We start from the raw sequence: 393 nt of genomic DNA, 5'->3' as shown, positions 1-393 counted from the left end.
AGTCGAGTTTCCGCTCCGTAGCGCTCGAAGCTACGCTTATTACCTGTCAGTGTGTCAGTGTAAACCCAACGACCAGCAACATTCGAGGCTGCTGTATCAACATCATAACGCCAGTAATCACGAGTAACTTCGCTCCAATACAGGAGTGTATTCAGAGTGGCATTTTCGTTTATGCGTAATTCATGGTTAACGTCAAAAGCTTTACGATCTCTCAAAAAGTAATCATCTGGCGCGGGGTTATATGTTCTGCCCGACTTGTAATCATCCAACAGTAATCCACGGTAGGAAATGTTGGCTTTATTTTCATAAAATGAGTATTTTACGCCGAGGCTTTGATTGCCAGCCAGTTCAGCACCGGCTTTAACCATTATGTCGGTCATTTGATAGTCTTTG

The 393-nt window shown here is 43.8% G+C and carries 1 pseudogene; it reads right to left on the bottom strand.

Annotated features, from left to right (window positions below):
- Positions 1-380, bottom strand: a pseudogene (locus tag B3O33_RS13345) (TonB-dependent siderophore receptor); the annotation flags it as partial.
- Positions 381-393: the final 13 nt, after the last annotated feature.

Origin of the sequence: Methylophaga sp. UBA1464 (assembly GCF_002325665.1) — a bacterium.
Classification (GTDB): domain Bacteria; phylum Pseudomonadota; class Gammaproteobacteria; order Nitrosococcales; family Methylophagaceae; genus Methylophaga.
Note: the sequence above shows the minus strand (reverse complement) of the source record. Positions and strands in the feature narration are given on the sequence as shown.